The sequence below is a fragment of the Dorea sp. AM13-35 genome (assembly GCF_003473885.1).
GTDB classification, from domain to species: domain Bacteria; phylum Bacillota; class Clostridia; order Lachnospirales; family Lachnospiraceae; genus Dorea_D; species Dorea_D hominis.
Map to the genome: position 1 here is coordinate 207,475 of NZ_QUCZ01000002.1, position 20,891 is coordinate 228,365.

The 20,891-nt window shown below is 39.7% G+C and carries 18 protein-coding genes; 7 read left to right on the forward strand and 11 right to left on the reverse strand.

Features of this window, described 5'->3' with window-relative positions; genetic code table 11:
- The first annotated feature begins 253 nt into the window (after positions 1–253).
- The 4 genes from DW152_RS03915 to DW152_RS03930 all read left to right on the forward strand — a co-directional run bounded on the left by DW152_RS03915 (position 254) and on the right by DW152_RS03930 (position 5,097).
- Entirely contained in the window at positions 254–1,594 is a 1,341-nt protein-coding gene (locus tag DW152_RS03915; protein WP_118288001.1) for an ATP-binding protein, read from the forward strand.
- Positions 1,591–2,442, forward strand: a complete 852-nt coding sequence (locus DW152_RS03920) for a response regulator (RefSeq protein WP_021859657.1) — start codon at positions 1,591–1,593, stop codon at positions 2,440–2,442. Before DW152_RS03915 ends, DW152_RS03920 begins: the two co-directional genes overlap by 4 nt.
- Positions 2,443–2,580: 138 nt before the next feature.
- On the forward strand, positions 2,581–3,654 hold the full coding sequence (locus DW152_RS03925) for a PTS sugar transporter subunit IIC (protein WP_118288002.1): 1,074 nt from the start codon (positions 2,581–2,583) through the stop codon (positions 3,652–3,654).
- A gap of 459 nt (positions 3,655–4,113) precedes the next feature.
- Positions 4,114–5,097: a calcium/sodium antiporter gene (locus DW152_RS03930; RefSeq protein WP_118288003.1), complete on the forward strand. Its 984-nt coding sequence runs from the start codon at positions 4,114–4,116 to the stop codon at positions 5,095–5,097.
- A gap of 252 nt (positions 5,098–5,349) precedes the next feature.
- On the opposite strand, the gene DW152_RS03935 is transcribed toward DW152_RS03930, so the two are convergent.
- Entirely contained in the window at positions 5,350–6,930 is a 1,581-nt protein-coding gene (locus tag DW152_RS03935) for a glucose-6-phosphate isomerase (RefSeq protein WP_117537050.1), read from the reverse strand.
- Positions 6,931–7,115: 185 nt separating this feature from the next.
- Between DW152_RS03935 and DW152_RS03940 the strand changes: the two genes are divergently transcribed.
- From DW152_RS03940 to DW152_RS03950, 3 genes are all read left to right on the forward strand, one after another.
- Positions 7,116–7,889, forward strand: coding sequence for a class I SAM-dependent methyltransferase (locus DW152_RS03940; RefSeq protein ID WP_118288004.1), 774 nt, complete (start codon positions 7,116–7,118; stop codon positions 7,887–7,889).
- 308 nt (positions 7,890–8,197) lie between these two features.
- Entirely contained in the window at positions 8,198–8,605 is a 408-nt protein-coding gene (locus DW152_RS03945) for a ribonuclease Z (RefSeq protein ID WP_117537052.1), read from the forward strand.
- On the forward strand, positions 8,602–9,639 hold the full coding sequence (locus DW152_RS03950) for a DNA/RNA non-specific endonuclease (RefSeq protein ID WP_118288056.1): 1,038 nt from the start codon (positions 8,602–8,604) through the stop codon (positions 9,637–9,639). Before DW152_RS03945 ends, DW152_RS03950 begins: the two co-directional genes overlap by 4 nt.
- Positions 9,640–10,081: 442 nt before the next feature.
- On the opposite strand, the gene DW152_RS03955 is transcribed toward DW152_RS03950, so the two are convergent.
- The 10 genes from DW152_RS03955 to DW152_RS04000 form a co-directional block, all read right to left on the reverse strand.
- On the reverse strand, positions 10,082–11,890 hold the full coding sequence (locus DW152_RS03955; RefSeq protein WP_118288005.1) for a GmrSD restriction endonuclease domain-containing protein: 1,809 nt from the start codon (positions 11,888–11,890) through the stop codon (positions 10,082–10,084).
- Between the two features lie 178 nt (positions 11,891–12,068).
- Positions 12,069–12,323 (reverse strand): helix-turn-helix domain-containing protein, encoded by a 255-nt coding sequence (locus DW152_RS03960; protein WP_118288006.1) that lies wholly within the window; start codon positions 12,321–12,323, stop codon positions 12,069–12,071.
- 48 nt (positions 12,324–12,371) lie between these two features.
- On the reverse strand, positions 12,372–13,580 hold the full coding sequence (locus tag DW152_RS03965; RefSeq protein WP_118288007.1) for an RtcB family protein: 1,209 nt from the start codon (positions 13,578–13,580) through the stop codon (positions 12,372–12,374).
- 483 nt (positions 13,581–14,063) lie between these two features.
- Positions 14,064–14,273, reverse strand: coding sequence for a hypothetical protein (locus tag DW152_RS03970; protein ID WP_118288008.1), 210 nt, complete (start codon positions 14,271–14,273; stop codon positions 14,064–14,066).
- A complete protein-coding gene (locus DW152_RS03975) occupies positions 14,264–14,533 on the reverse strand; it encodes a hypothetical protein (protein ID WP_118288009.1) in 270 nt (89 codons plus the stop codon). The genes DW152_RS03970 and DW152_RS03975 overlap by 10 nt, the downstream gene beginning before the upstream one ends.
- 80 nt (positions 14,534–14,613) lie before the next feature.
- Positions 14,614–15,261 (reverse strand): DUF4317 family protein, encoded by a 648-nt coding sequence (locus DW152_RS03980; protein ID WP_118288010.1) that lies wholly within the window; start codon positions 15,259–15,261, stop codon positions 14,614–14,616.
- A 187-nt stretch (positions 15,262–15,448) separates the two neighbouring features.
- On the reverse strand, positions 15,449–16,072 hold the full coding sequence (locus DW152_RS03985; protein WP_118288011.1) for a YczE/YyaS/YitT family protein: 624 nt from the start codon (positions 16,070–16,072) through the stop codon (positions 15,449–15,451).
- A gap of 15 nt (positions 16,073–16,087) precedes the next feature.
- On the reverse strand, positions 16,088–18,319 hold the full coding sequence (locus tag DW152_RS03990) for an alpha-galactosidase (RefSeq protein WP_118288012.1): 2,232 nt from the start codon (positions 18,317–18,319) through the stop codon (positions 16,088–16,090).
- A 23-nt stretch (positions 18,320–18,342) separates the two neighbouring features.
- Positions 18,343–19,761 carry a melibiose:sodium transporter MelB gene (gene melB / locus DW152_RS03995; protein WP_021860076.1) on the reverse strand — a complete coding sequence of 473 codons (1,419 nt, stop codon included), beginning with the start codon at positions 19,759–19,761 and terminating at the stop codon, positions 18,343–18,345.
- A gap of 172 nt (positions 19,762–19,933) precedes the next feature.
- Positions 19,934–20,866, reverse strand: coding sequence for an AraC family transcriptional regulator (locus tag DW152_RS04000; RefSeq protein WP_021860075.1), 933 nt, complete (start codon positions 20,864–20,866; stop codon positions 19,934–19,936).
- Between the last annotated feature and the right edge of the window lie 25 nt (positions 20,867–20,891).

Genomic DNA, 20,891 nt, shown 5'->3' on the forward strand with positions numbered 1-20,891 from the left:
CAGTCTTTTGGAAACTGTTTATAGTTTACAATAATCCTCTAATATTTGTCAAAAAATATTTTGTTATGTTATTATAAATATAACAAAAATAATCATAGTATAACTATTGATTTTCGTCATTTTGTCAGATACACTAGATATGATACTAGGGTTCAAAAGTCTAAATCCATATGAGCTTGCTCATATATGGATGACAAACTTTGGAACCCGCCACGATATGCAAACAGAATTTTTTCACTGAGGATAATTTACAATGAACATACCGATAAAGAAATCATGTTTTTACAGTGCAGTCATTATTATTCTCTCACAGCTTAGCATCAGCTTGTTCACCCGGAACTTTCAGCTATCTGTTGCTGTGATTTTTTTGTCTGCCATGACATTTCTGATCCAGGATTTTCCACTGATTCCGGTGACAGTGCTTTCAGCAGTCGGCGTCTGTTCACTCCGTATGCTGCTTGCATGGATCGTAACAGATACTACAGCACCGATTTCCCGGTATTTTCCAGAAATGACATTCTATCTTTGCTACGGGTTTCTTCTATATATATATGTTAAAAATATAACATCATGGAAATCTTCCGGCAAAAGCTTTTTCAGAAAACTGACGCAGCGAAAAGATATAGACACAACTGCATTTTCAGAATATCCGAACCGAAATCACACACTACTCGTTCTGACCGTAATTGACTATGTGGCAAACTTTCTGGAACTGCTTGTACGTCTGGATATTTCCGCATTTCATATCCGCCTGCAGACAGGTATTTTCCTGACAGCTTTTTTCCGCTCCTGTGTGGTCTGGCTGATTCTGACACTTTTTGAAAAATACCGGATGCTTCTTTTGAAAAAGGAACATGAAGAGCGTTATCAGCGCCTCGTTCTTCTCATTTCCAAACTGAATGGGGAAATGGTCTGGATGCAGAAAAATACTTTGCTTATTGAAGAGACAATGAATCATTCTTACAAATTATATCAGGAGCTGACGGAGGCCGATGTTCCGGCAGAATTATCTACTTCCGCTCTGGCAACTGCAAGAGATATCCACGAGATCAAGAAAGAATACCTTCTGATCATGCGTGGAATTTCCGAAGCACTGAACGAGGAAGTCGAACAGGACGGCATGTATCTGGAAGAGATTTTCACACTGCTTAAGACTTCCATGTTTACACTTGCTGATTCCATGGATAAGACACTGAATTTTAAATTTATCTGCAAAACAAATTTTTATACTTCCAAACATTATGAGCTGTTATCCATTTTCCGGAATCTTCTCATCAATGCACTGGAAGCCGCACAGGAACAGACTGTAACTCTTATGATTTCCATATTTTCCCAGGATGAAGCTGTCATTTTCAAAATTACAGATGACGGTCCGGGAATCCCGGTTGAATACAAAGATGAGATTTTTAATACCGGTTTCTCAACCAAAATTAATTTTGAAACCGGGGAAGTAAGCCGTGGAATCGGTCTTGGTCTTGTGAAAGATCTTGTCGAAAAACGTCTCGGCGGTTCAATCGAACTGGCATCCGTGCCGGGAAATACAACTTTTACAGTAAGCATACCAAAGAATCAAATTGAGGTGATCAAATCATGATGTCTTTTTATTTTATAGATGACGATAAAAACATTACAAACATTTTAAAACTGATCGTAAATACGCGTGGACTCGGTGTCTGTTGCGGAAGTGCGGAAAACGCAGCAGAGGCACTGGCAGATCTGCCTGTTATGCGCCCGGACATCGTTCTTGTCGATTTCCTTATGCCGGAGATGGACGGCATTTCTTTCATCAAGCAGGCGAAAAAAATTCTTCCGGACGCAGCCTATATTATGCTGTCACAGGTTTCTTCCAAGGATATGATTGCTTCTGCCTATGAAGCCGGTGTAGAATTTTTCATCCAGAAACCAATCAACAGCGTAGAAGTGGAATCCATCATCCGCAAAGTCAGCGACGGTCTTTCCATGAAACGGATGGTTCAGCAGATGCATAATATTTTTACCCCTGACACAAACAAATCCTCTGTTTCCAAGTCAGCAAATGAGCAGCAGATTGAGGCAAATCTGCGCACGATCCTTACACGTCTCGGAATTATAGGCGATACCGGTAGCAAAGATATTATTACGATCGTCAAATACATGTGTATGCACCCGGAAAGCGTGGATACAATGACTGTCAGCGAACTGTGCAGTAAATTCTGTGATAATCCGAAGTCCATGGAGCAGCGTATCCGCCGTACTGCGTTTAACGGTCTTGTCAATCTGGCACATCTCGGTCTAGATGATTACTCAAACGAGATCTTCGTTGATTATTCCAGTACACTTTACAATTTTGAACAGGTGCGGAAAGAAATGGATTGTATTCGTCAAAAAACTGTCAGACACGGTAATTTGAAGATTCGTCATTTTCTGACTTCTCTCGCTTTTCGTTGTCAAAATGCACAATGATTTATAATAATCGCGCTTATTTGTATGCATATTGTCACCTATTGAAACTTTTTGTAACCGTGCATATATATTATACCTATCAATAAACGGACGGACTTATAGAATTTTTAAATCAAAGAAAGTTGAGAGGTGTAACGTATGGTAACAGTTTTATCAGGTGTAGCTTTATTGGTCGCAACATTAGCAGTGTTTTCACTGTTCAGTCTTAAGATGCCGAAGGGATCGCTTGCAATGTCAGGTATGGCAGATGCAGCCGTTGCAACATTCCTTGTCGAGGCAATTCACAGCTATATCAGCGGAGATTTGTTTGGTATTTCATTTTTAAAACAGGTTGGAACCACATCCGGAAGCATGGGTGGTGTTGCAGCGGCAATCATGGTTCCAATCTGTATGGGAGCTAACCCGTTATACGGAGTAGTAGCCGGTGTAGCCGTTGCAGGTTACGGAATCCTTCCTGGATTTATCGCAGGATATATCGTAGGATTTGTTGCACCGATTATTGAAAAGAAACTTCCGGAAGGTGTGAACGTAATCGTTGGTGCTCTTGCAGTCGCTCCAATCGCACGTATTATCGTTGTAAGTGTAGAACCGGGTGTGAACATCTTATTATCACGAATCGGTCTTACAATTTCAGCAGCAACCGATCAGTCCCCGATCGTTATGGGATTCTTGCTCGGTGGTATTATGAAAATGATCTGTACATCACCGTTAAGTTCTATGGCACTGACAGCCATGTTAGGGCTGACAGGACTTCCAATGGGTATTGCCGCAGTTGCATGCTTTGGTGGTTCTTTCACAAACGGTATGATATTCCACAAATTGAAACTTGGTAACAGAGGTAACGTAATCGGCGTTATGTTAGAGCCTTTAACACAGGCCCCGATCGTAACTGCCAATCCAATTCCTATCTATTGTTCGAATTTCTTTGGCGGCGGACTTGCAGGTATCTCAGCGGCGGTATTCCACATTGTGAATAATGCGCCTGGTACAGCTTCTCCAATTCCTGGACTTCTTGCACCATTTGCATTTAATGCGCCGGGAACTGTTGTAATCTCTCTTGCATTTGCAGCAGCAGGCGGTTTACTTGCAGGATTTATAGGCGGAACAGTTTTCAAACGCATCCGCGAGAAGAAAGGAATACTTGTAAAAGAAATTATCGCAGAAACTACAGAAGCTGTTGAATCTGAGGAAGCGCTTGAGCCGAGCGTATAAAAAAGCCCCCTTATTTTAACAACAAAATATAGAAAATATCCCCATTGTGGCACCACACACAATGGGGATATTTTTATTGTTATTTTCTGCGCTTATTATGTCCCGTTCAAGAAGCTACGCAAGCAGACGGAACAGCTTCTTAAGATCGATTGGTTTTGATATTTCAAATTCATCTACCTGCATAATGATTCTCTCTTTCTAAGGAAAAATATATTTTGTTTATGATACCATAGAATATATGGCTTTTCTACCTCATTTTAGTAACATAACTGTTAAAAACAGGGGTTTCTAATTCTGTTGCATTTTAGCACTGTATGTAATAGAATAGATGTAATGTCCAGCAAGTCTTTCATCCGCTCATGAGCAATCTCATGTGGATTCAGGCTTCCAAATTTGGGTATCATTATATAAATATAAAATACATTATTTATTCAAAAATTTCAGAAAGGATTTCGTAAAATGGAATTATTAAAAGCTATTCTGATTCTCGTGATTGGATTTGTGTTACTTATCAAAGGAGCGGATTTTTTTGTCGAAGGAAGTTCTTCTGTCGCTAAGAAATTCCATGTTCCTGCCATGCTCATCGGTATGACGATCGTTGCTATGGGAACCAGTCTTCCGGAATGTGCAGTCAGCGTGACTGCGTCACTTGCAAATAACAACAGCCTTGCCGTCAGCAATGTCATCGGATCGAACATTTTCAATCTGATGGTTGTCTGTGGCGCCTGCGCATTATTTTCGCCTCTGACGATCCGCCAGGATACACTGAAGAAGGAATTTCCGCTCTCTATCATCTGTGCGGCACTGATGCTTGTACTCGGCTATATCGGCATGACACTCGGACACATTGACGGAATTATCTTCCTGGTTCTTTTTGTCGGCTATCTGCTCTGGATGATCCAGTCTGCAAAGAAAGCCCGTGCAGCAGTTCTCTCGGATCCCGCACAGTCAGGCCAGATAGAACAGGCTGAATTTGTAGAAGAAAATATTGCAATCCTGCCAACATGGAAGAGTCTTGTCTTTATTATCGGAGGTATGATCGCAATCAAATTTGGCGGAGATTTCGTTGTTAACGGTGCATCGTCCATTGCTTCCAGGATGGGACTCAGTCAGACACTGATCGGACTTACGATCGTTGCTATGGGAACCAGTCTTCCGGAACTTGTCACCTCACTGGTCGCCGCTAAAAAAGGCGAAGTTGATATGGCACTTGGCAATGTCATCGGATCAGATATTTTCAATATTTTATTCGTACTCGGAATTGCAACTGTGATCAGCCCGATCTCATTCCTGATGGAAAATGTCATCGACATTATCCTGCTCATTATTATGAGCGTGATCGTTCTTGCATTTGCATGGACCAGGCAGCAGATCAACCGCAAAGAAGGTATCCTTATGCTTCTGATGTATGCAGCTTATATGGTTTATATCTGCGTGCGCTAAATACTATTGGGTCATTTAATAATACAACTTTATAATATAGTTGCCATAATTTATTAATAACACTTCTATAACAATAATACCCCACAGCCTGTATCCATTCTGTTAATAAATCGGTACAAGCTGTGGGGATTTTTTTCTTTTATTATGATGCCATGATCATTATTCATAATCTGGCTACTACATCCAATTTTACACATATCTAAAAAAGGGCATCCTTATTCGGACTACCCCTTTTTTAAACTGTTTCGTATATTAAATATTCAACAGATCGCTGAATACTTTCAGTGCTCCGTCTGTCTCGTGTGCAAGTACACGTTTTGCGAGGACTTTTCCGAGCTGTACGCCTTCCTGGTCAAAACTGTTAAGGTTCCATACAAATCCCTGGAACATTACTTTATTCTCATAATGAGCAAGCAGCGCACCTAATGTCTTCGGATCAAGCTTCTCTCCGATGATAATGCTTGACGGACGTCCGCCTTCGAAGTTCTTATTGCGGTTTTCGTCAGATTTACCACATGCAAATGCGACAATCTGTGCTGCAACGTTTGCACATAATTTCTGCTGGCTTGTGCTGTCCTGAATCACAACATCTGTGCCAATCTGGCTGTTCTTGAATCCGATAAACTGAAGCGGTACAATATCTGTTCCCTGGTGCAGAAGCTGGTAGAAAGAATGCTGTCCGTTTGTTCCAGGCTCTCCGAAGATCACCGGTCCTGTCACGTAATCTACCGGCTCTCCGAAACGGTTTACAGATTTACCATTGGATTCCATATCCAGCTGCTGTAAATGTGCCGGAAAACGGCTTAAAGCCTGTGAATAAGGCAGTACTGCTGTTGCCGGATAACCAAGGATGTTTCTCTCATATACTCCGATCATAGCATCCAGAAGTGCCGCATTCTTACGCACATCTTTGTTCATTGCAGATTTGTCTGCTGCCGCTGCTCCTTCCAGAAACTGTGCAAATACTTCCGGTCCGAATGCCAGTGAAAGTACAGCTCCACCAACTGCCGATGTAGAAGAATAACGTCCTCCGATATAGTCATCCATGAAGAATGCTGCAAGGTAATCATCACTCTTTGCAAGCGGTGATGTCTCGCTTGTTACAGCGATCATATGCTTACTTGCATCCAGCCCTGCGTTCTTTAATGCATCTTTTACAAAAGATTCATTGGTCAGGGTCTCTAATGTTGTTCCGGACTTGGATACCAGTACGAAAATAGAATGTGCAACATCAATGGAATTAAGAACTGCTGCCGCATCATCCGGGTCTACGTTACTGATAAATTTAGCTTCCATTTTAAACAGACCGTTTTTCTTTGCCCAGTTTTCAAGTGCCAGATACATTGCGCGTGGTCCTAGATCACTTCCGCCGATACCGATCTGTACGACAGTTGTAAATTTCTCGCCGGCTCCGTTTACAATCTCTCCTGCATGTACTTTGTTTGCAAAATCAGCAATCTTCTCCTGCTGTTCTACATAGAATGCTCGTTTATCTACACCGTCTGCCACTACTTTATCTCCAAGCTGTCCACGTGTCAGATGATGAAGTACAAGACGGTTCTCTCCTGTATTAATTACTTCTCCGTTGTAAAGTGCTTCGAATTTATCAACAAGCTGTGCTTCATCTGCCAGTTTGGCAAGTGCATCGATCACAGTATCATCTACTTCTTTTGCAGCATAATTATAATTAAGTCCCTCTGTCATAGAAACGCTGTAATTTTTCACACGCTCTGCTCCCTGCTCACCGGACATTGCTTCTGCAAGATTCACACGTTTTACATTTGCAAGCTCCTGATAAGAAGCCAGGGTATCTGTGTTCTTCCAATTTATCATAGTGATAGATTCCTCCTTTATTCTTACTTGTTCTCTATCTTTTGCCTTTCTAGCATACCATACCGAATCTAACTTTTCAAATCTCCCATGAAAATGGTAAAAATTCTGTGATTTCCTCTCAAAATCCTCAGAATATGCTATACTTTTAAACGAACTCAGCGACTTATGAAGGAGCCTTATTTACTATGATGACAGAATTAGAAAAATACTATAATAAATTTAATGAAGAGAAGCGTCTGAATAGCCGGCACGGGCAGGTAGAATTTACAACTTCCATGAAATATATCCATGCCTATTTGCCGGATGATCCTCATGCGAAAATATTGGATGTCGGCGCAGGAACCGGACGTTACAGTGTCGCACTCGCCGAAGAAGGCTACGATGTTACGGCTGTCGAGCTCGTAAAATACAATCTTGGGATTTTAAAGCAGAAAAACAGTACCGTCAAAGCTTATCAGGGAAATGCCCTGAAGCTTTCACGGTTCCCGGACAATGAATTTGACATGGTGCTCGTCTTTGGGCCAATGTATCATCTGCTCACGACAGAAGAGAAAGTACAGGCTTTGAAAGAAGCGAAACGTGTTCTGAAAGATGATGGTGTCATGCTTGTTGCATACTGCATGAATGAATACAGTATCCTGACTTACGGGTTCAGGCAGAATCACATTCTCGAATGTCTGGAAAATGGCAAGATCAGCAAAGATTTCCGTGTACAGCCGGAAGCGGAAGATCTCTATGATTATGTACGGCTTGAAGATATGGATGCCTATAATAAAGCCGCCGGTCTGAAACGGATTAAGGTCATTTCAGCCGACGGTCCTTCGGATTATATGCGTCCGGTATTAAATGCAATGGATGAAGCCACATTTGAAGCATTTATCCGTTATCATCTGACCATATGTGAACGTCCGGAGCTTGTCGGTGCCGGATCGCATACTGTAGATATTCTCAGTAAATAATATCGAAATGCATCCCGGTACAATCGTTTAAGCCGGTTCCGTCCTATACATTTTCTGATATCTTGTCAATAAATTCAAGAATGCCCTCGGCAACACATGGATTTATGATGCTCCCGGAATTTCTGATGTAATTTATTGGCGGCTGTAAATGCCACTCGCTCGGATTCATAGTTGTGACTTCTTCCGGCAAGCACAAGTGCAACTTTTAATTTTAAACGATTCATTTCTGGTAAAATTTATACGAACATAGTTTCGTCATCTGTGGTATAATAAAACCACTACCATTAGTAAGGGAAAGGGGAGCTTACATGAAACTTATTATTTGCGTTGATGACAACAATGGCATGATGTTCAACCGGCGTCGTCAGTCGAAGGACCGCGAAGTGCGTCATGACATTCTTGCCTATACGATGCCGGAACGGATCTGGATGAATGAATACAGTCTTGAACAGTTTGAAACGGACGATACATCCCGGATCCAGGTTGCAAATAATTTTCTGATCCAGGCAGATGACAACGACTATTGTTTTATTGAAAACGGACAATATTTGATTGATGAATCGAGACTGGATGAGATTGTTCTGTATCACTGGAATCGTGTTTACCCGGCTGATTATTATTTTGACATTGATCTGCACGGCTGGACTCTGGCAGACCAGAAGGAGTTCAAGGGATTTTCACACGATAAGATAACGAGAGAGATATGGACAAGATGAAAAAATTAAAGTTATTACTTGCAAATATTATACTTGCCGGTGTGCTGGTGCTCGGTGGCTGTGCGGATGCCGGGGACAGTTCACAGTCTTCGTCTTCTAAAGAAACGACTACGCAGGAATCTGCTTCATCTGAAGATCAAAATACGAATGCCGAAGACAATTCGGATGATACATCTGCACAGGCGGATTCCGGTAATACTGCCGATTCTGATACCGCAGGCAAGACAAAGGCTGCCGCTTCTAAGGCAAAAACTTCGGCTGTAAGTACTTCTAAGATACCGAAGTACTCTGGTTCGCCTTATATCAAGGTTCATAACAATGTACCATTTTTTAAGAAGTCGGACCTGACGAAAAAAGTCTTTGAAAAGTACAGCAAATTAGATGCGCTCGGCCGCTGCCGCACTGCTTATGCCAATGTTTGCAAAGCAACCATGCCAACGGAAAAGCGCGGACGGATCGGTATGGTCAAACCTTCCGGCTGGCACACAGTGAAGTACAACAACGTAGACGGCAAATACCTCTACAACCGCTGTCATCTGATCGGTTATCAGCTCACCGCAGAAAATGCGAACGAAAGTAATCTCATGACCGGAACGCGCTATCTGAATGTAGATGGCATGCTGCCTTTTGAAAATATGGTTGCTGACTATGTAAAAGAGACAAACAACCACGTTCTGTACCGGGTAACGCCGATATATACGGATAAAAACTTACTGGCTGACGGTGTACTGATGGAAGCGGAATCTGTTGAAGACAAAGGCAAAGGCATTTCCTACTGCGTATATGTGTATAACGTACAGCCGGGAATCAAGATTAATTATGAGACTGGCGACAGCTCTGCGAAAGATTCACGCCGTACCGGACAGAGTTCCGCAAAAGGAACTTACATCATTAACGAGAACACGAACAAATTTCACAAACCGGACTGCCGGAGCGTGAAGATGATGAAAGATAAGAATAAGAAAGCATATACCGGAAAACGCTCTGAGCTCATCAATTCGGGGTATGAGCCGTGCAAGAACTGCAACCCGTAAAGATCAAAAGCGAAACATAATGATAAATGTCTAAAGATCACTAAGATTAAAATTTTTGACATTTCCACAAATGCATGTTAATATGATTATAGAAAAGGGTACTACCGATAGACGGTTAGTCCACATATTTATTACTTACAAAAGTAACCGCTTAGTTTGCAGACAGGGGCGGTTATTTTTGTGTCTTATTATTATCTTTGCCGAATGTGTATCCGGCACAAAAACAGGTGATGCCGAAGCTCACAACTGCAATGAAATCCACAATACTCATTGGCTCAGCCCTCCTTTCCACCAGATTCCTTTACAGGTTTCTATGTAATCAGAGAGTCACAGTCCCTCTGGAGAGGGACTAACCGCCTACCGTTATGGTAGCACCCATGTACCGATTATAACAGTCACTATGTGAATCCGCAACCGATAATTCAATAATCAAAAAAGTCTTTTAACTTAAGGTTAAATAATACTTATGAATCTTTTCTGCCATTAGCACTCTTCGCTTAGCTAAAAACTCTGGATAATCTTCCAAACTCATTGTACAAAATTCTTCTGGAATACAATTATCTTTCAAATTCTGTTTTAATGTTTCATGATCTACAATACCTCCATAGACTGGCTTTTTCGTTTCACACTGCTTTAATACCTCTCTCATATAAATAAACGGTGCATCGTCTTTAATCTTGATATTAATCTCTTGTTGAAGATAAACATAATTCGCCACTTGATTATACATACCTCTTGAAGTAATTCCATTCTTTTGAAGATATTTTTTGGGAAACAGGTGATGCACATCCCCTCTTTGTTCTAGCATAGATTGAACATCAATATGTGTAGATAAAAATCCCTTATCTTTGGCATTAACCTGTGCCATAAGATACACATTAAAATATGGATTACTTGCCACAGATGTATCTAAACGTTGTACAAGTACATGTTCCCAAAACGCCTCTGATAATTCGCCCGCTTCGACCATAGTCAAATACTCTTCTGGATTCTCATAATCCACAAACCGTTTAATATCATAATCAAAGCGAGATTCTGGCGATCCTGAATATCTTCCTGTAAGCATAGTCAGTACAAGCCATCTCCTTACAATACTTTCTATTCTATTTGCATCTATACCCTTTTCTCTTAATGTGAGATATAAAATATAGCCAAAATTCAACACATTCTGAGATCTGACAAGATGTGCATTTACAATACCGATAGATTTTAAAATCATAATATATCGTTTAAAGTTTGTTTCATTGACAACCTTTATCACACCATCATGTAATTCTTTGAACGAAGTCTCAGCAATTTCTTCTTTATATTCTCTGGTCTCAAAATCTCTGCCCGAAAGAAGATTTACAAGATCTGAAATACGCCCTCTGTGAAACTTATAAGTAAAAGCAACACGAAGAACATCTGTATAATCGGGAATATATAAGTCTTCTGTTTCCTTTGCAACCCATTCAATAGATGCAAATTCTATCGTTTTAGCAAATTCCGCATCATTCTTTTTGATATCAACATAATCTGTCGGCTCTTGTTTAAGATGGCAAAAATAATCAACCATTTTTCTAATATAATTCCCACCATAATTTTCATTAGATGATATTTTTGACATAGCAAAATCTGCCTGTGATAAAACTACTCCCTTGGAATTAATACGTATAAAGATTTCCGTTACAGTGTCAATATCCAATTCATGAGACAATGTAATCATCCCCAGATTATTATTCTGAATAGACATCAATTTAGTAATAATATCTGAAAGTTTTTTCTGTTGTTCCCAGTCTGTAATATTATTAGCCTGGCTATATTCATGAACAAACCCAAAAGCATTAAAACTCCCATCAAATACCTTTGAAATATCCGGTATCCAAATACTATCTTTTTGAATCGCTGGATTCAACACTTCAAATTTTTCTTCTAAAGGATTAAACGCAATCCTAATAGGAACACGTTTATAGTTACTGTTAATTACTTCATTTCCAACTATAGCTGCTGTCAAAGCCGTTATTCTTTGTTGTCCATCAATCAGAACTTTTTTCCCTTGTGAAATACGCCCATCCTTCAGTTTAACATCTGGATTCTGCCAAACAATAATATATCCTACAGGGAATCCATTATATAAAGAATCAATAAGATCTCTGACTTTTGTACTATCCCACACAAATGGTCTTTGAATCTCTGGTATTGCAATTTCTTCTGCCTTAATACTTGCCAGTAAGGAACTCACCGCGCAATTATTCACATCATATTTTGGCATACTTCATCCTCCTTGTGAGCAACCAACTTTATAAATATAACTTTTTCTAATACCGTTGGCTCTTTAGCAATATAATATCATGTCTTTATGTTTTTAAAAATATTAATTTTACAATAAAAAAGGAACAGCTCCTATCTCTTTGAGATAATCTACCATTCCTAAATTCTTCTACTTATTTTCATGCACTTATTTTCACCTGACTGATCTTGGCAACTACAAGAATATCATCAACCTTAACCTGCAAAAGTGCTGCCAGTACTACAAGATTGTCAATCGTTGGCATCGCAGTTCCGTGCTGCCACTTATAAATTGCCTGCGGAGTTGCAAAGCCAAATACATCCTTCAGATCCCGCACAGACAAACCTGCTGCCTTTCTCATTCTCTCGATATTCTTTCCAGTTGCCACCATATCAATTACTGGCATCGCAAACATAATTTTCCCTCCCTTTTTCGGTCTTCCGGGATAGAAAATCTCTTTGCTCTACTCGGAAGCCTTAAAATTATAAATCGGTTTCATAACATCTATGACATCTACAGATTCACGAATCACATCAATAATGTCTTCCAGTGACTTGTATGCCATCGGTGCCTCGTCTAAAGTATTTTCATTAACAGAAGTTGTATATACTCCTGCCATTTCTTTTTTGTATTGGTCCAGATTAAGCTCATTTTTTGCTTTCGTTCTGGACATAATCCTTCCTGCACCGTGAGGTGCAGAATCATTCCATTCCAGATTTCCTTTTCCTACCGCAAGAACACTTCCATCTCTCATATTGATCGGGATAAGCACTTTTTCATCTTTATGGGCTGCAATCGCTCCTTTTCTTAAAATCATTTCTCCTGTATCAATATAATTATGCACTGTATGGAAAGCTTCCCCGCCGGTCATACCTGTTCTCTCCAGAATAATTTCCGCCATTTTCTCCCGGCTTCTGCGCGCAAATCTCTGACATATCTCCACATCATGGAGATAATCCTCAAGATACTTTCCTGAGAGGTAACAGAGATCATCTGGCATAGACGGCTGAATCTCATAAGTCTGATGTTTAAGTTCTTTCAAAGCATCCTGAATTTCTTTTCTTCTTCCTCGCTCTTTATACGTTCTGATAATCTCATCCCGTTTCTCAAAATATGCACCATAGCCACGGTCGAGATCTACAGCCAGTTTCTGATAAAGTTCAGCCACCTGTTTGCCGAGGTTACGGCTTCCTGAATGGATGATTAAATATTTCGTACCATCCGAAGCCTGATCCACCTCTATAAAATGATTTCCTCCACCTAAAGTTCCAAGAGATCTCTCCAGTCTTCTGGTATCTTTAAGATTTCGATAACATCTAAGTCCTGTCAGATCAAATCTTTCCTGACGTCCGTCCCAGACGTGCATCCCTGACGGAATAAAATGACAGGCTTCATCCAGTTTTTCAAAATCAATACCTATTTTTCCGAGATCGACTGTATACATACCACAACCAATATCTACACCTACCACATTCGGTACTGCTTTATCCTTAATTGTCATAGTTGTTCCAATTGTACATCCCTTACCTGCATGTACATCCGGCATAATACGGATCTTTGAACCTGCAGTCATATCGTAATCACACATTCTGCGTATCTGCTCAATCGCCTCATCCTCTATAACTTTCGCATAGCAGATGGCTGTATTTACCTTTCCTTTAATTTCTAACATCTTCTTTTTCTCCTCCCCTGTAATCGAATATAGAATGTGCCTTGGCACATTCTAGCGCCTGCGGCAGTCGCTTGCGACATCATCCTTGTACGCCGCAGTGCACATCCTGCCGGAGCCTTTTATATAATGGAAAATACAATTTTCCATTATATAAAAAAGACCGCTTACCCTAACCAGATAAGCGATCCTGAAAATCTATGTATTTATTACACGCAAAGTCTTCTTATATCCTTACTCTCTGCGTTTTCTACACAAATCCCAATAAAGTTTCATCTGGTTTAAACGTATAACATCATAGCCCTGCGGAAGTATGCGCAGTGCTTCGTGTTTAAGTTCGCTGTTAAGATTAATTTTACTGATCATTGTGAACATATCTTTTTCCTTTCCGGGTTCTTCTCTTGGAACCGCTTTTTAGTCTTTATGCAATCTAGGATAACATCTTTTCCATCAATTGTAAATTATACTTGTAGTATAATCTGATGCCTACAATAAATCGGATGTGCAATGTGGGCATTTCACCGCATCAATGGCGATCTCGCTTTTACAGAACGGGCATTGTTTTGTAGTCGGTTCTGCCCCGTCATCTTCTATTTTGACCAGCTTTTTAGAAATTCCATTGATTGCTTTTACCATACAGAATACAACCAGTGCCGTGATCAGGATTTTGCTGTATTTTATGCTCGTTATAGCCATTCTTCATTTCCGCCTGTTACCGCAAGTGAAAGCAAAGTATCCATTTTCTCTACTTCATCTTCGCCCTGGATCACCTGTAATAATTTTGCCGATTCTTCTATCACAGGCATCGGCTCATCCGGGCCGATCTCCATATCCGGCTGTTCACCGCATGCCGGGCAAACCATCTGTGGTCCTACCGTAAGCGATAAGAAACGGTTCCCACACTCTTCACATTCATAATAGCCACACATTTGTGTGCCATCCGGTACATAATACATCTTTTATCCCCCTTTAAATAATACTTCTGTCTTTTGCTGATTTTTCTATCTTCTGTCAGAATCAAGCGCAAACTCTGTAATCACATTAATTGCAATAGCTGTAAGAATTCCTCATGTGGTCTGTCTGCATTCTTCTCATACCATGCAATCGCTCCGGGATCTCCACTCCGGTCTGAAAATGCTGGAAATAAAAAGCCAAACTGTGGCTCTCCCATTTCGTAATCTCCACTGACCGGCGCAAATACACCTGTCAGGAACGGATATACTTCTTCGGATTCCCACTGTTCTGTCTTGTCGTTGCCTTTTCTCGGCACATCATAGCAGCCATAAAACAGATAAAATCCATATTCCCTGTTTTGGTTAAGCTTCTCTCCCAGGATTTCGTAAAATGTTTCCAGAAGTCCGTCATTTTTGAGTTCACACTCTTTCAATGCCATCAGAAGCTGCCAAATACTTCCCGGCTTTTTTGCCGTCTCCGGAAATACATATTCTTTTAATTGCCTGTTTGTATCTGCAAACGGGATTGCCTTTGCAAGCTTCAAATTTTTTCCCTGATCCGCTTTTGATAATTTCAAGAAATGAATATTAAATGTACCATCCACATATCCTTCTTCATCAAAATACGCTCCTACAACTCTCGAAAAACAGTTACGGCTTATTGTCATGCGACGCGTCAGCTCCAGCATATCCTCCCGGTTTATTCTTCTCGTTTTTAACTCTTCTGCCATCTGTCTTTTTCCCCTTATATTCTCTATTCTTTATTATAAACGTAGCCTTTCTGCCTCGCAATCCTGTTTTTGCAAAAAAAGTTCTCCTATGATTTTTATTCGATCATAGAAGAACCTTTTAAATTCAATTCTTTTTCCTTTTTATTGCGGGGTTATAAATTTTTGTTACATTTCTTTATAGGAATCTTTACATTTTTTCAAGTTTTGTTTTAAAAAACTGAATCAAAGGTCCGTTGAAACATGCATTGATCACTGTACCAATTCCTGCAACAGCCCAGATTCCTGCTCCTGATGCGCTTGCAAATGCAATTCCAACAATTACTACAACCACATCTGAAAGTACTCTTGCTTTATGAAATGGGATTTTCTGATGTGTCAGCTTTTCAATAATGATTGCCACACTGTCATATGGTGCAATTCCCATATCCGCAACCATATATAATGCAACTCCCATTGATGCCATTAACTGGGCGAGTACAAGCGCAATTATACGAAGCGGAAGAGACATCTCTATCTGTACTACATCCTGTACCAGCCAACAAACAAAATCTGCGATATATCCGACAAAAATCATATTAATGATAGTTCCTGCACCAATGCAGTGCCTTGCCTGGAAAAATACTATTACAAGAATCACTGCATTCATCAATAACTGCCATGTTCCAAAACTCCAGCCGATAAATCCACTGATTCCAAGATTCATTGCACTGAAAGGATCTACGCCAAACCCGGACAAACGAAGGAAAGACACACACAGACCAATAAACAAGATTCCTAAAATCATCATCCCAGCCCGTTTTGTTATTTTCATTGTTCTTCTTTCCTCCTACTCCTTTTTCCCTTTTAACATATATATTCTTGATTCAAAATCCGTACACGGGACAGCATCTCCCGGCACTTCTCCTGCTGTTACATCAGAAGTGATAAGTCCAAAGTTCATCAGCTCATCTCCATAATTTTCTGTATGATTCCAGACATTTTCATAAAGCATATCTGGATTCAGTCCCTGTAAACGGACACGACTATACGGTTGATTAACTCCATTTAACACACGGTAATAACCTACAATCGCAAGTGTACGATCTTCATTGGTCACCATCCAGACGGTTTCATTTCCATCAAACGGACTCTTCAATCTGTAAAATGTTCCGAACTGCAACACTTCTCTGTATTCTTTCATAAATACAATCTGTTCTTTTACTTCTTTGATTTCTTCCTCTGTTAATTTATTCAGATCCAGCTCATATCCAAAGGTTCCAAAATATGCAACATTCGCACGGGTATGTAATGGAGTGTTACGAAATACCTGATGATTCGGAACAACCGATACGTGACTTCCCATACTGCTGAGTGGATAACACATAGAAGTCCCATATTGAATCTTCAGACGTTCAATTGCATCTGAATCGTCGCTTGTCCATCCCTGCGGAGCATAATATAACATGCCAGGATCAAACCTTCCGCCACCACTCGCGCAGGATTCAAATAATACTTCCGGAAATGCCATTGTCAGACGTTCATATAAATCATATACGCCTAAAATATAACGGTGAAATATCTCTCCCTGCCTGTCTGCCGGAAGTTTTACACTGTAACACTCTGTAATGCTGCGATTCATATCCCATTTGATATAAGATATCTTAGCTTCTGACAATAATTTTTCCATCATATTATAAATGCAATCCACAACTTCTTTTCTTGAAAAATCCAGTACATACTGATATCTTCCATGAGAAGTATTCCTTCCCGGGGTCTGAATGATCCAGTCCGGATGTGTGCGATATAAATCTGAATCTTTGTTTACCATTTCCGGTTCAAACCAGAGACCGAATTTCATCCCCAGATTTTCAATTCTTTCAGATAAGCCTTTTATCCCATTTGGTAAAAGATCCGGATTTGCTACCCAGTCACCAAGACCGGCTCTGTCATTTCTTCTTGCGCCAAACCATCCGTCATCCAGTACAAATAATTCAACTCCGCATTCTTTAGCTTTTCCGGCAATCTCAACAAGCCGATCTTCCGTAAAGTCAAAATAAGTTGCTTCCCAATTATTATTCAAAATTGGTCTGGTCCGGTCTCTCCAATATCCTCTTGCCAGCCTTTTGGCATATAATTTCTGAAAAGTCTGACTCATTCCATTCAGTCCCTGATCACTATATACAAGCATTGCTTCAGGTGTCTGAAAACTCTCCATAGGTTCTAATTTCCAATCAAATCCTGTCGGATTAATACCTGCTGTAATTCTTGTAACATCATGGGTATCCACTTCTGCCTGTATCCGAAAATTTCCACTGTATATAAGGCTAACACCAATGGCTTCTCCTACATTTTCATCTGTATTCTCTCGTTTCAATACTATAAATGGATTATGCTCATGAGAGGAATTTCCACGCATACTATCGATTGCTGTAATTCCCTGTTCTAAAACTCTGTTTTTCACATAACGCTCTCTTGACCATGCACCGGATAACTGCATCCATATATAATCCTTGTCCGGAAGATCCAGACTTAAGCTCATCATATTTAATATATGTAAATTCTGATTTCCACTATTTTTTAAACGTGCACTTCTTGCTATTGCACTGTATTGTTCAAAAATAGTATACAACAACTCCAGCTGAGCACCTGTCAAAGAATCTTTCAGGAAAACACGCAGTGTCTGTGCTTCTTCTTCTGCTTCTGTGTAAGTTGCCGGAAGTCCGGAAAGTTTCGGTTTCCCGGATGAGATCTCATATCCATCATACTGAAATTCACTGATTCTGCTTCCATTTTCCTGCAATAACTCTATTGCCGGATGTCTGTAATCTGTTGTCCCATAAACCGGATATTCCTGTCTGATATGTTCCAACGAGAAACTACGATCCCACTCATAAATATAAGATGTCATTGGTCGTCCACATTTTTCCACCAAATAGGAGAAATCTGCCTTATCATGAATTCGTTTACCAAAATACAGTTGTCCTAAATGTCCATTATCTAATACGCATAAAATATAGCTGATTTTGTCATTATATAAATGAAATGTTTTTGTTTCCTTATGGAAAATAATTTTTCTCATAAACTACCTCTTTTATATTTAAATTATGCATCCTGCTTTCTGGCATGCATTTCGTTTACTTTTCTTGTAACTTCTTCCATCTTCTCACCTTTTAAAATATAATATTTTTTGTAAATACCAAAACTAACAATTGCGAGAATAATCGGAATGATAATCATCAATACGCGGATTCCTAATACGGTTCCTGCACTTTGAGCTGTTGCTTTTGCATTGTATCCTACAATCTGAAGTCCGATTCCGGTTAATCCACCTGCAGCAGCTGTTGCTGCCTTCATAAGAAATGTCTGTGCAGAACAAGTTACACTTTCATTACGTACTCCGAATTTTACTTCTCCATAATCAATTACATCTGCCATACAGCAAGTTGTTACACCAAGTGAAAGTCCTGAACCAAAGAACAGCAGTGCACAGCAGATTACAACCAATACCTTGCTCTGCGGAGCAACATATCCTGCTATTCCAAGAAGGATGAAACCCGCAATCGGAAGTCCACATGCAAATGCATACACTTTTTCACGGCTGATCTTGCTGGCGATTTTCGGGAAAAATACAAGTCCGGCCATTTCAGCGATGATCGCAAATCCAAAAATAGAATACAAATATTCATCATGGCAAACGCATTTGAAATAATAAACAGCAAAACTTTTTGCAATCTGTGTACAAAGATTAAATGTCAGAAGCAAACCTATAAAAGCAAGCAGCTGATCGTTTTTCACAATTACGTGAAATGCCTGTTTCAAACTTGTTTTTTCTGCTGATGCACCAACTGTAGATTCTTCTTTTACATTGAATACTGTAATACCGATCGTAATGATAAATACGACTGCGATAATAATAGCAAATAAAGTGTATCCTTTTTCTGCATAAAGATTACTTTCTCCTGCCAGCTTATTCAGATGATTAATAATATAAAGACCAAATGTTGCTACTGAGAATCCTGCAAGACTTGCAAAAAATCTCGGAATGACAGATACTTTTTCACGTTCATGCGGATCATTGGTCAAGTTTGGAAGCCATGACCAATATGGAACATCCATAATGGTATAAGTCATTCCGTATAAAATATACATTACAGATACATATACATACAAGGCAGTTCCTGATAAATGAAAGCTATGGAACAGTAAAACAAATACAACAGAATTCACTAAAGTTCCGATCACCAGCCAGATTCTAAATTTACCAAACCGAGTATGTGTATTATCTACAATCATTCCCATCATCGGATCATTGATTGCATCCCAGATTCTTGCTACAAAAAACAGTACTCCGACGAATGCCGGTGCCAGATACAAAGTATCTGTAAAATAAAGCATTAAAAATGCTCCTACCAGATTACAGATGGCATCTTTTCCAATAGCTCCAATACCAAAACATAATTTTTCTCTCGTAGATGCGTATTTATACTGCGAATTTCTCTGATTTTCTTTTTGAGTCGCCATAATTCTCCTCCTCTAATATTCCTTTATTTATTTGTTATCTGAGTGAGGAATCTTGTGCACTTGTTCCTTTTTTCCATAATGCAAGTATAACGCGAAAAAAAAGACATCCGTTATACCATTTTGTTAAGAATAATATCCCAAATGTTAGGTATATGATGTCTTTCAGAACATTTTATCTATTACTTTCTTTATTTTTCTCAATATCTTTTACATAAATCGTTTTATGTTTTTGATATTCTTCCAATTCATTTTGTGCAGAAATCAGTCTTGTTCTCGCCTTCTTACGGTTACTGTTCCGATATACACTTGGTGTCATTCCTATTTTCTGTTTGAATACTTTTCCAAATGCCAGCGAATTACGATACCCACAGGAAACTGCAATGTCTTCAATCGACTGTTCCGTAAGTACGAGCTGTTCTTTTCCTCTCGAAATCCGAAATTCTGTCAGAAAATCTTTTGGCGAAATTCCAAGGCTGTTCATAAAAATTGTATATAAATAACTTCGGTTTAATGCCAGATATTCTGCTATGTCTGCAACTGTGATACCTTGCGAATAAGAATTTTTAATATAATCAATCGCTTCCTGTACATGCATGCTTTCTTTTGTATTATCTGCATATTCTTTAATCTCAATGCCTCGTGCCAGCACCGAAAAAAACTGGTACAACTTTCCCTGGAGATAATACAGATTTTCTGCTGTTGACTGGGTATGACGAAGCATTTCAAAAACGATTTCTTTTAATTCATCTCCATATTCACATTCACAGGTCAGCTGTCGCCCGTTTAGTCCCAAATCCCGCACGAATCTGGAAGCTTCTGTCCCCCCAAATCCGACCCATAGATATGCCCACGGTTCTTCCTTGTCTGCCTGATAAAACGTCAGACTTTCCGGTTCAATTAAAAATGCCTGTCCTTCTGACAGATGATACTTGTTTTCCCCCACCTGATAGATGCCTTTCCCTTTCATTACATAATGTAATATATAATTAGGCCTGGAGGCCGGTCCATAGCTATGCAGAGGTTCACATTCTGCATAGCCACAAAAACTTAAATGAAAATCTTTAAATTTGGGTTTTAATAATTGCAATACATAAGAATCTTCCATAATAACGTCCTCTTTTTACAAACAC

Coding starts and splice junctions, on each gene's coding strand:
- DW152_RS03915 (WP_118288001.1), top strand. CDS start 254: ATGAACATACCGATAAAGAAATCATGTTTTTACAGTGCAGTCATTATT.
- DW152_RS03920 (WP_021859657.1), top strand. CDS start 1,591: ATGATGTCTTTTTATTTTATAGATGACGATAAAAACATTACAAACATT.
- DW152_RS03925 (WP_118288002.1), top strand. CDS start 2,581: ATGGTAACAGTTTTATCAGGTGTAGCTTTATTGGTCGCAACATTAGCA.
- DW152_RS03930 (WP_118288003.1), top strand. CDS start 4,114: ATGGAATTATTAAAAGCTATTCTGATTCTCGTGATTGGATTTGTGTTA.
- DW152_RS03935 (WP_117537050.1), bottom strand. CDS start 6,930: ATGATAAATTGGAAGAACACAGATACCCTGGCTTCTTATCAGGAGCTT.
- DW152_RS03940 (WP_118288004.1), top strand. CDS start 7,116: ATGATGACAGAATTAGAAAAATACTATAATAAATTTAATGAAGAGAAG.
- DW152_RS03945 (WP_117537052.1), top strand. CDS start 8,198: ATGAAACTTATTATTTGCGTTGATGACAACAATGGCATGATGTTCAAC.
- DW152_RS03950 (WP_118288056.1), top strand. CDS start 8,602: ATGAAAAAATTAAAGTTATTACTTGCAAATATTATACTTGCCGGTGTG.
- DW152_RS03955 (WP_118288005.1), bottom strand. CDS start 11,890: ATGCCAAAATATGATGTGAATAATTGCGCGGTGAGTTCCTTACTGGCA.
- DW152_RS03960 (WP_118288006.1), bottom strand. CDS start 12,323: ATGTTTGCGATGCCAGTAATTGATATGGTGGCAACTGGAAAGAATATC.
- DW152_RS03965 (WP_118288007.1), bottom strand. CDS start 13,580: ATGTTAGAAATTAAAGGAAAGGTAAATACAGCCATCTGCTATGCGAAA.
- DW152_RS03970 (WP_118288008.1), bottom strand. CDS start 14,273: ATGGCTATAACGAGCATAAAATACAGCAAAATCCTGATCACGGCACTG.
- DW152_RS03975 (WP_118288009.1), bottom strand. CDS start 14,533: ATGTATTATGTACCGGATGGCACACAAATGTGTGGCTATTATGAATGT.
- DW152_RS03980 (WP_118288010.1), bottom strand. CDS start 15,261: ATGGCAGAAGAGTTAAAAACGAGAAGAATAAACCGGGAGGATATGCTG.
- DW152_RS03985 (WP_118288011.1), bottom strand. CDS start 16,072: ATGAAAATAACAAAACGGGCTGGGATGATGATTTTAGGAATCTTGTTT.
- DW152_RS03990 (WP_118288012.1), bottom strand. CDS start 18,319: ATGAGAAAAATTATTTTCCATAAGGAAACAAAAACATTTCATTTATAT.
- melB (WP_021860076.1), bottom strand. CDS start 19,761: ATGGCGACTCAAAAAGAAAATCAGAGAAATTCGCAGTATAAATACGCA.
- DW152_RS04000 (WP_021860075.1), bottom strand. CDS start 20,866: ATGGAAGATTCTTATGTATTGCAATTATTAAAACCCAAATTTAAAGAT.